At 45.4% G+C, this 10,085-nt stretch carries 8 protein-coding genes; 4 read left to right on the top strand and 4 right to left on the bottom strand.

Going from position 1 to position 10,085, the window contains the following annotated elements; translation table 11 throughout:
• Positions 1-187: 187 nt before the first annotated feature.
• The 4 genes from hemG to pepQ form a co-directional block, all read right to left on the bottom strand.
• On the bottom strand, positions 188-718 hold the full coding sequence (gene hemG / locus ACYFDN_RS15240; RefSeq protein WP_483511785.1) for a menaquinone-dependent protoporphyrinogen IX dehydrogenase: 531 nt from the start codon (positions 716-718) through the stop codon (positions 188-190).
• Between the two features lie 2 nt (positions 719-720).
• Positions 721-2,178 carry a TrkH family potassium uptake protein gene (locus ACYFDN_RS15235; protein WP_051147556.1) on the bottom strand — a complete coding sequence of 486 codons (1,458 nt, stop codon included), beginning with the start codon at positions 2,176-2,178 and terminating at the stop codon, positions 721-723.
• Positions 2,179-2,247: 69 nt separating this feature from the next.
• Entirely contained in the window at positions 2,248-2,874 is a 627-nt protein-coding gene (locus ACYFDN_RS15230) for a YigZ family protein (RefSeq protein WP_338622946.1), read from the bottom strand.
• Positions 2,865-4,190, bottom strand: a complete 1,326-nt coding sequence (gene pepQ / locus ACYFDN_RS15225) for a Xaa-Pro dipeptidase (RefSeq protein WP_483511783.1) — start codon at positions 4,188-4,190, stop codon at positions 2,865-2,867. The genes ACYFDN_RS15230 and pepQ overlap by 10 nt, the downstream gene beginning before the upstream one ends.
• Positions 4,191-4,460: 270 nt before the next feature.
• Here pepQ and fadB point away from each other — a divergent pair, with 270 nt between their 5' ends.
• From fadB to ACYFDN_RS15205, 4 genes are all read left to right on the top strand, one after another.
• Positions 4,461-6,620: a fatty acid oxidation complex subunit alpha FadB gene (gene fadB / locus ACYFDN_RS15220; RefSeq protein ID WP_483511782.1), complete on the top strand. Its 2,160-nt coding sequence runs from the start codon at positions 4,461-4,463 to the stop codon at positions 6,618-6,620.
• 14 nt (positions 6,621-6,634) lie between these two features.
• Positions 6,635-7,798 carry an acetyl-CoA C-acyltransferase FadA gene (fadA, locus tag ACYFDN_RS15215; protein ID WP_016400298.1) on the top strand — a complete coding sequence of 388 codons (1,164 nt, stop codon included), beginning with the start codon at positions 6,635-6,637 and terminating at the stop codon, positions 7,796-7,798.
• Positions 7,799-7,930: 132 nt separating this feature from the next.
• Positions 7,931-8,647 (top strand): response regulator, encoded by a 717-nt coding sequence (locus tag ACYFDN_RS15210; RefSeq protein WP_016400297.1) that lies wholly within the window; start codon positions 7,931-7,933, stop codon positions 8,645-8,647.
• Complete coding sequence (locus ACYFDN_RS15205; protein WP_016400296.1) at positions 8,637-10,076, top strand: ATP-binding protein; 1,440 nt, start codon at positions 8,637-8,639, stop codon at positions 10,074-10,076. Before ACYFDN_RS15210 ends, ACYFDN_RS15205 begins: the two co-directional genes overlap by 11 nt.
• Positions 10,077-10,085 lie beyond the last annotated feature (9 nt).

Here is a 10,085-nt window from a genome sequence, read left to right as displayed (position 1 = left end):
TCAGCCCTAGGCCTTGCCAACCCTGACGTAGCCTTGCTTCGCTTTAGCGCGCTGCGTGCCGTGTCAGTGGAGGTGCATTATAGGGATCGATTCCCGCGGCGCAAGCGTTTTTTGAAGAAACATTAGGATTTTTGTTTAAGTGGTTAAAGCTTGTGCAAATCCACACAAAAACTATAGATTTCGCTGATTATTTATCCAGTTTTGCGAACTGAGTAGCAAATTCATCTACCTTCGCCCAATCAGTTAACTCTAGGTCTTGGCTTTTGTCGGTGCTACCACCGGTCATTTTCATGATGAATTGAATAAGCAGCGCTTGCCACCAAGTGTACTTTGAATAAAGCAATGCACCCGCAAACACAGCTTGCAATTTAGGCATCCAAGCGGCATTAAGGTTTAGCTTCTTCATATATACACTTGTTTCGGGGGTGTTTTTTTCAGGCTTGCGGGCGGTAAGGCACACACCAAAGAACGCTACAGGTACATTAGCCAATTGGTTTTGGTACTCGGCTAACACCGAGTAAAGTTGCGGCCTGAATTTGCCATAACGAATGGATGCGCCAATGAGTACTTTGTCATAGGCCGTTAAATCTAGATTTTGTTGATTACTATCTATCTGTATGTAATCAGCCGCTACCTCACCTGCTTGCTGAAACACAATATGTTTAGCAATCTTTAAGGTTTGTCCTTCGCAGCTTGAATATAATACTAACAACTTCATGATTAACTTTTCCAAAACACTGGGGTAAATAGTACCAATAAGGTAAACACTTCTAGGCGGCCAAATAGCATAGCAATTAGCAATACCCATTTGCTGGCGTCGCTTATATCTGAATAGTGCACCGCTACTTGACCAAGCCCCGGACCAAGGTTGTTTAAACAAGCCACCACTGCTGAAAATGCCGATAGCTCATCCATACCTGACGCTATAAGCCCCAACATACAAATAACAAACACTAATGTATAGGCAGAGAAGAAGCCCCATACCGCTTCTAATACTCGGTCGGGCAAGGCTTTATTTGCCAACTTAATTTGATAAACCGCACGCGGGTGAACCAAGCGTTTTAGCTCTCGCATGCCCTGCAGACTTAAAAGAAATACCCGGATTACCTTTAAGCCGCCACCGGTCGAACCAGCGCAGCCACCAATAAAACTAGAAAATACTAACAATACAGGCAAAAACAACGGCCACTCAGAGAAACTGGTGGTAGTAAAACCAGCTGTCGTTGAGATGGACACAGATTGAATAAATGCTTGGTCTAGCGCAACCGTGGGTGAGCTATAGACTTGCTGGGCTAATAAAATAGCCACACAAATTAGAGTTAAGCTAATCTGGATAAAGAAAAACGCTCGGCATTCTGGGTCGAGAAAATAGTACTTAAAGGTTATGTTGCGACCATTTACCGCGGCAAAGTGTAAAGAGAAATTAATCCCGGAGATAATAAGAAACACCGCACAGATGGTATTAATGAGAGAGCTATCGAAGTGACCAAGGCTGGCGTCATAAGTAGAAAAGCCACCAATAGCAATGGTGGAAAAAGCGTGACAAATCGCATCAAACATCGACATGCCTGCCAACCAAAATGCCACCGTACAACTAATCGTGAGAAACAAATAGATGTACCAAAGCACCTTGGCGGTTTCGGCAATTCTGGGGGTCATCTTTTTGTCTTTAACTGGACCAGGAATTTCGGCGCGATATAACTGCATGCCCCCAACCCCAAGAATAGGCAATACTGCAACCGCTAATACAATGATGCCCATTCCACCCAACCATTGCAGCATTTGCCGGTAAAACAAAATACCTTTAGGCAGGTTTTCGATACCAACGATCACCGTGGCACCGGTTGTGGTTAAGCCAGAAAACGATTCGAAGAAGGAGTCGGTAACCGACATGTTAGGGTTTTCGGTAAGAATAAACGGCAGCGCACCTACGCTGCCCAGCACTGTCCAGAATAGAACAACAATGAGAAAGCCTTCTTTGGCTTTAAGCTCAGTCTTTTGATGCCGTTGTGGGAACCACAATAGAAAACCAGCGCTAACACACAGTGCAAAGGCGGCCATAAAGGCCTTACCAGCACCATCTTTATATACCGCAGCGACAATAGCCGGAACGATCATAGCGAGACTAAATAGCATTACTAGAAGTCCAACGATCCTAATAATCGCTCTGATCTGCATCCGTGTCGTATCTCTTTCTAAATAAAGTTAATGCTGCATATCTTGAAGTAAAGCGTTGCACAAGACAACTTAAGACAGCAGCTTCCCTACCTTAATCTGCCCACTTGAGAGGTTAATCAGCTGTTGTTTGAAAGCTGCATATTCACTAAGCGGTAAACTAACCTGCATCTGCGCTAGGCTAGAAAACTGAGTATCAAGCTTAACCGCACGATGGCGCTCGAGCATACTCTCTACTTGGGCTGTATAGGCATAATCAAATTCCAAGCTGCACTCTCCACAAGCTACCACTCGCTCAGATTCAACTAACTTTAATGCCTGCTGAACACCACCACCATAAGCTTTAACCAGACCACCAGTACCAAGTTTAATGCCACCTGAATAGCGAACAACCACCGCCAGAATTTGACCTAAGCCACTTCCCTGCAATTGGGCTAACATAGGTTTACCCGCCGTACCCGAGGGTTCGCCATCATCGCTAAAACCCAAACATTGGCTATCGTTAGGGTGACCAGCCACAAAAGCCCAACAATGATGACGCGCTTGTGGATGTAATTGTTTAATCTCTTCTAATTGTTGCTGTGCTTGTTGGCGATTAGCAACTGGAATAATCAAGCTAATAAAACGGCTACGTTTGATTAACTCTTCGCAGCTCACCGTTTGCTGCGGTTTAAAATAATCATTTACTGCTATTGCCAATTTTGCTCTCGCGTTAGGTTGTTACAAGCCAGCGCGGTAACCACAACATTGTCTTCTATACGAATACCGCCAAAGCGACGCATTTCATCAACCCTTGCCCAATTAATCAAGCGAGTATGCTCTGATTCGGCCAATTCGGTTAACAAGCTTTCGATAAAATATAAACCGGGCTCTATGGTAAGCACTTGGCGTGGTTCAATCATGCGAGTACAGCGCAAAAACGGATCACTGGCCGGTGCAGCTTGTACATCGCCGTCTTCATCTTGCATAAAACCACCAACGTCATGCACTTGCAATCCTAAGTGATGACCCAAACCATGTGGGAAAAAACAACGTGTAATGCCTTTTTCCACGGCGGCAGCGGCACTACAGTATACAAACTCAAAATCCACCAGCAGCTTGGCCAACTGTCGATGCGCTTTAAAATGCAGGTCGGTATAGCGATACCCGGGTTTTAAATCAGTAATCAAAGCCAGCTGCAGTTTGTCCATTTCAGCCACCAACTCAGCAAACAGCCCTTTACGGTAAGCATAGGTGCGGGTGATGTCTGCCGCGTACCCCCGATACTCAGCGCCAGCATCAATCAACATTGAATAATGCTGTTTCTCGGCAAGCTTACTAGCACTTAAAGCGGTGTAATGAAGAATCGCCGCATTTTGATTCATGCCAATTATGTTTGAATACGGAAGTGAGTATTCACTTTTCCCCAAGCTGGCTAAATAAGCTAAGTTAATTTCAAACTCTGATGCACCAGCGAAAAACAACTCTTTAGCGCTAAGGTGGGCTTTAACCGCTCGACGGTTTGCCTCATGAATGCATTCGAGCTCGTAGTCGGTTTTGTAAGCGCGGTAATAATGCAGGTAGTTAAGTACCGATTCTGGGTTTCGCTCCCCAATATCCAAAGCCTCGGCTAACTCTGGATGCTCGCCGATGTAGGCACAACGTTGTCGCTTAACTGGCAGGAAGGGCTCAATATCTTGCGGATTAGCCATCCGCTTAATCTCAAAACTATCTACCCAAAAGCCCTCTGGGTCACCTGCCGTTTTATGCCAATAGTCACTTGGCTGATGATAAATCAGTACCGGCTTGCTTGTACCATCAACCACCAACCAACAATGTGGATGCTCTGTAAGCGGCAGCCAATGTTTGAAATGCGGGTTAGTTTTAAAAGGATAATGCTGATCATCCAAAAAGGTTCGTAGAGGGTAACCGGAGTGAATGATTAAGGCGTCGAGCTCCTCACGCTCTAATACATCTGCAACCCGCTGCTGCAATTGTTCAATATGCTGAGAAAACAGTTGATGAATAGTTGGCATAGCACCCTCTCTACGACTATTAATTAGCTATTTAGTTATAGCGCATTTAATAAACATATAGTTGGATCTAGAGCAGTTAATTGATGATTTATTAAGGATATAAGCCAGCCACTCATAAGCGGTTTTGTGCGGCGAGCAACAAAATATCAAACAAGTGTTTTAAATGGGTGTTATATTTGCTTTAATGTTTGAGTAACAAATTGATTACAAGTTTATCTCTAACCCCTACACAAAACTGGTGCAATGCACACCAGCCACAAGGAGAGCAGAATGATATATCAAGGCGAGAACCTTAGTGTTCGTTATATTGCCGACGGTATCGCTGAACTAACATTCGATGCCAAGCAAGGAAGTGTAAATAAGCTAGATAAAAGCACTTTAGTATCGCTAAATGAAGCTATTAGCGCGTTGCAACAGCAAACAGAACTAAAAGGCTTATTGCTTAGTTCGGCAAAAGACGCCTTCATTGTTGGTGCTGATATCACCGAGTTTTTGGGTTTGTTTGCACTACCAGAAGAAGAGCTAGGCGCTTGGCTCACCAAAGCCAATGACATTTTTAACGCCCTAGAAGATCTGCCTGTACCTACGGTTTCCGCGATTAACGGTTACGCACTTGGTGGCGGCTGCGAATTTATCCTTTCTACAGATTTACGTATTGCCGAGCCTAGCGCACGTATAGGCTTACCCGAAACCCAACTAGGCATTATGCCTGGCTTTGGTGGCACAGTGAGATTACCCCGAGTAATTGGTGCCGATAACGCCATGGAATGGATTACTACCGGTAAAAACTACAAAGCAGCAGAAGCCCAAAAATTTGGCATGGTAGACGCTGTTGTCCCCGCAGAACGATTACATGATGCGGCCTTAGCCATGCTGCAAGATGCCATCAGTGAAAAAATTGATTGGCAGAATCGTCGCCAAGCTAAACTATCGCCCCTCGCATTAAACAAAATCGAAGCGATGATGAGCTTCAACTGCGCTAAAGGCATGGTTATCGCAAAAGCGGGCCCACACTACCCCGCTCCTATCACTGCAGTTAAAACCATGGAAAAGGCAGCAGTTTGCGGACGTAAAGAAGCTTTGGCCTTAGAAGGCAAATACTTTATTGGTTTGGCAAAATCAGATGTTGCTCAAGCCCTAGTTGGTATCTTCCTAAACGATCAACAACTAAAAGGCTTAGCTAAAAAGGCAGCTAAAAATGCCCAAGCCATTAATCAAGCCGCAGTATTGGGCGCAGGCATTATGGGTGGCGGTATCGCTTATCAAAGCGCTAGCCGCGGCGTACCTGCGGTAATGAAAGACATTAACCAAGCAGCACTAGAGCTTGGCATGAATGAAGCAACCAAGTTACTCAACAAACAGTTAGAGCGTGGTCGCATAGATGGTTTGAAAATGGGCAAAATCCTTTCAGCCATTAACCCAAGCTTAAATTATGAGTCTATCGCTAATAGCGACATCGTGGTTGAAGCAGTGGTTGAAAATCCAAAAATCAAAGCAGCTGTGTTGCAAGAGGTGGAACAGAAAGTCTCTGCCGACACCATTGTGGCCTCAAATACGTCCACTATTCCTATTTCGCTATTGGCTAAGAACCTAGCCCGCCCAGAAAAATTCTGTGGCATGCACTTCTTCAACCCAGTGCATCGTATGCCATTGGTTGAAGTTATTCGCGGTGAAAAAACCTCTCAAGAAACCATCGATAGCGTGGTGGCTTACGCTGCCAAAATGGGCAAAACCCCGGTGGTAGTTAATGACTGCCCAGGCTTTTTTGTAAACCGTGTATTGTTCCCTTACTTCTTTGGTTTTACTCGCCTACTTCAAGATGGTGCTGATTTTGTAAAAGTAGACAAAATCATGGAGAAGCAATTCGGTTGGCCAATGGGCCCAGCTTACCTGCTTGATGTGGTAGGTATTGATACCGGCCACCATGCTGGCGCAGTAATGGCTAACGGCTTCCCTGAGCGCATGAGCAAAACCGGCGAAGATGCGATTGATGTTATGTACCAAGCTGAACGCTTTGGCCAGAAAAATGGCTTAGGATTTTACGCCTATACCAAAGACCGCCGAGGTAAACCGAAGAAAGATGCCGATCCGGCCAGCTATGATTTGCTCACCAAAATTTGTAAAGAACGTTACGACTACAGCAGTGAGCAGATTATTGCCCGCATGATGATTCCAATGATTAACGAAGTGGTGCGCTGTTTAGAAGAAGGCATTATTCAAAGCCCTGCCGAAGCCGATATGGCACTGGTTTATGGCTTAGGCTTCCCTCCATTCCGAGGTGGTGTATTCCGCTACCTAGATACCATGGGGTTAGATAACTACGTAGCTCTTGCAGATCAATACGCTGAACTTGGTCCACTTTACCAAGTTACCGACGGCCTCCGCGCTAAAGCAGCGGCGGGCGAAACTTACTACGGCAAGCAAGGTTAATGGAGGAATATAAAATGAAAGAAGTAGTGATTGTAGATTGTATTCGTACTCCTATGGGCCGCTCTAAAAACGGGTGTTTTAGAAATGTACGTGCCGAAGACTTATCTGCTCAGCTAATGAAAGGCTTGGTAGAGCGTAACCCTAAGCTCGATCCCAATGACATTGAAGATGTTTACTGGGGTTGTGTGCAACAAACCTTAGAGCAAGGCTTTAACGTTGCGCGTAATGCCGCATTGTTAGCCGGCTTGCCGCATTCAACCGGAGCTGTCACCGTAAACCGTTTATGTGGTTCGTCGATGCAAGCCTTGCACGATGCCGCACGCGCCATTATGGCCGACCAAGGTGATGTATTCATCGTAGGTGGTGTTGAACACATGGGCCACGTGCCAATGAATCACGGGGTAGACTTTCACCCTGGCATGGCTAAATCAGTCGCAAAAGCAGCGGGCATGATGGGCTTAACCGCCGAATTGCTATCGCAAATGCACGGCATTAGCCGTGAAGCGATGGATGAATTTGGCGCCCGCTCACATCGCTTGGCTCACCAAGCGACGCTAGAAGGTCGCTTTGCCAGCGAAATATTCCCAGTTGAAGGCCACGATGCCGACGGTACCTTGAAGTTAATTGAAACAGACGAAGTGATTCGCCCAGAAACCACAGCAGAAGGATTGTCTCAACTACGTCCGGTATTTGACCCAGCTAACGGTAAAGTAACCGCGGGGACCTCTTCAGCATTGTCAGACGGCGCATCGGCCATGTTAGTGATGTCGGCAGAAAAAGCCGCTGAGCTTGGATTAACGGTTCGCGCCAAAGTACGCTCTATGGCCATTGCGGGCTGCGATCCGTCGATTATGGGTTACGGCCCAGTGCCAGCGACCCAAAAAGCACTTAAACGTGCCGGTCTAAAAGTTGAAGATATCGATTTATTCGAACTTAACGAAGCCTTTGCTGCACAGTCTCTACCTTGCGTTAAAGACTTAGGCTTGATGGACCAAGTAGACGATAAGGTAAACCTAAACGGTGGCGCCATTGCTTTAGGTCATCCTTTGGGCTGTTCTGGCACGCGAATCTCTACAACGCTAATCAACCTTATGGAAGCCAAAGACGCCAAACTGGGTGTTGCCACTATGTGTATTGGTTTAGGCCAAGGCATCGCGACAGTGTTTGAGCGACCATAAAGTGTAAAAAATAGCTGTGAATGGGAGCATTAAGCTCCCATTTTTTTTGCTTAAACAGAGCAAGCGTTTTTCCCAAGCCCGTTGTTTGTTATTCTTAGGCCATAAACTCTTCGAAAAACAGAATTGAGGCTCATGGTTATAGCTAAACAGTTATTGGTAGTGGATGATGACTTAGAAATTCGCAGCTTACTTGAACAATATTTAAGTAAGTCAGGTTTTGACGTGATTAGCGCCAACGACGGTGAAGAGATGGCAAAATTGCTAGAGAGCAACGACCCTGAGTTAATCATTCTTGATATTATGTTACCCGGCGACGACGGCTTCACCCTTTGCCAAAAAATTCGTCGTACCTCAAATGTGCCAATTATTATGCTTACTGCCAACTCCGACGAAATGGACCGTATTGTAGGTTTAGAGTTAGGCGCAGATGATTACATTGGTAAACCCTTTAACCCTCGTGAATTATTAGCACGTGTAAAAGCCTTGTTGCGCCGTTCTCAAGTTACCGCGAATGCGCAACAAAATACCCGCTACATTCGCTTTGGCCAATGGCGGCTAGATAGCCAAACTCAGCAGCTTGAACATGAAGACGGGGATAAGCTCGAACTATCAAGTAGTGACTACCGCCTGTTACAACTGTTTTTGCAGCACCCCAACGAAACCCTGGATCGCGATACCATTAGCGATGCCACCCGCGGCCGCGAAAGCTTGCCAATGGAGCGTGGTATAGATGTACAAATTTCTCGTTTGCGCCAGCGCCTCAAAGACGATGGCAGTAATACCCGCTTAATTAGAACTATTCGCGGTGTTGGTTATATGATGGTGACGCAAGTGAGCCATGAAGTTTAAGGCCTTCTTAAATAGAATAAAGCCCAACTCATTATTAGCGAGAATGCTACTGCTATTGCTATTAGCAATTGGCCTAGCGCAGGGTGCAAGTAGCTTTATTTGGTTTTACCAGTTGCGCCAATCCGAGTCTGATGGCTTACGTTCAACCTCCCAAAACTTAGCCTTGAGTTTGGCCTCTACGGTGACCTTTTTTGAGTCTTTACCTTCTGAATATCGCCACATTGTGCTTAATCAGTTGCGCAAAATGGGCGGCACCCGCTTCTTTGTTTCACTCAATCAAGAATACATTCACATTGACTCCATCCCCGATAGTCACCGTAAAAACATTGTGATTCAAACCGTGGGCGAAGTATTACATCGCGAGCTCAATCGCAGCCCAATGATTGATGTAGACTTTTCCATGCCCGACAAGCTGCATGTACTCAAAAACGATATATTACTTAAAGACTTACCTTCTTCTTGGGCATCACATACTCTGCAAGTTCAACCGCTTAATCCACCTATTTTAGTGACTCAAATCGAGCTAGAAAGTGGCGAGTGGATTTATTTAGCAGCATTGCTGCCCGCGCCCTACATGACCTTGCAAGACAACCTGTTACCGCAAGATCGCATCATGTTCATCGCCTTGATGACTTTTTTCTTGCTACTGTTCACCTTTATCTTAGTTCGCCGTCAAACTCGCCCACTGCGTCGTTTGGCTAAAGCGGCTTCACGTTTAACCATCGATTTATTTCAACCGCCATTGGTGGAAGAAGGCAGCGATGAAATTCGCAAAGCTACCCGCGCCTTTAATACTATGCAGGGTAAACTGAAGCGTTATATTGAAGACCGAGAATTATTATTTCGCTCTATTTCTCACGACTTAAAAACGCCGATTACCCGGCTACGCTTGCGCGCAGAATTACTTGACGATGAGAAAATAATTGATGCCTTTAACCGTGATTTAGACGAGTTAGAGATCATGGCAAAAGGTGCTCTGCAAACAGTTAAAGATACCGACATTCATGAAAACTTAAGTGATATCAATATAATGACTCACTTAAAACACTGCATTGAACCGTTCTTAGGCAAGGTAGTGGTATTTGGTGAAACCGACAATCCTTATCGCGGAAAACCGCTAGCGATAAAGCGCTGCATCAGCAACCTTGTAGAAAATGGCATTAAGTACGGCAACGATATTGAGATTTATTTGCTCGATGATGATGCCGAGCTTTGTTTGCTATTTGTTGACCATGGCCCTGGTATTCCGGAAGAGCGAATTAAAGAAGTATTTAACCCCTACGTACGATTAAGCAAAGACGATTCTGGCTCTGGTTTAGGCCTAGGTATTGCCCGCAATATTGCCCATGCTCATGGTGGTGACATCACCCTACAAAACCTCCCTCAAGGGGGTTTAGAAGTAAAACTCCAACTGCCTCACATTAAATAAGCCTTTTGT

It is taken from the genome of Agarivorans sp. D1326, assembly GCF_056958115.1.
This window is presented reverse-complemented; position numbering and strand designations above follow the sequence as displayed.

Coding starts and splice junctions, on each gene's coding strand:
- hemG (WP_483511785.1), bottom strand. CDS start 718: ATGAAGTTGTTAGTATTATATTCAAGCTGCGAAGGACAAACCTTAAAG.
- fadB (WP_483511782.1), top strand. CDS start 4,461: ATGATATATCAAGGCGAGAACCTTAGTGTTCGTTATATTGCCGACGGT.
- ACYFDN_RS15205 (WP_016400296.1), top strand. CDS start 8,637: ATGAAGTTTAAGGCCTTCTTAAATAGAATAAAGCCCAACTCATTATTA.
- ACYFDN_RS15235 (WP_051147556.1), bottom strand. CDS start 2,178: ATGCAGATCAGAGCGATTATTAGGATCGTTGGACTTCTAGTAATGCTA.
- ACYFDN_RS15210 (WP_016400297.1), top strand. CDS start 7,931: ATGGTTATAGCTAAACAGTTATTGGTAGTGGATGATGACTTAGAAATT.
- fadA (WP_016400298.1), top strand. CDS start 6,635: ATGAAAGAAGTAGTGATTGTAGATTGTATTCGTACTCCTATGGGCCGC.
- pepQ (WP_483511783.1), bottom strand. CDS start 4,190: ATGCCAACTATTCATCAACTGTTTTCTCAGCATATTGAACAATTGCAG.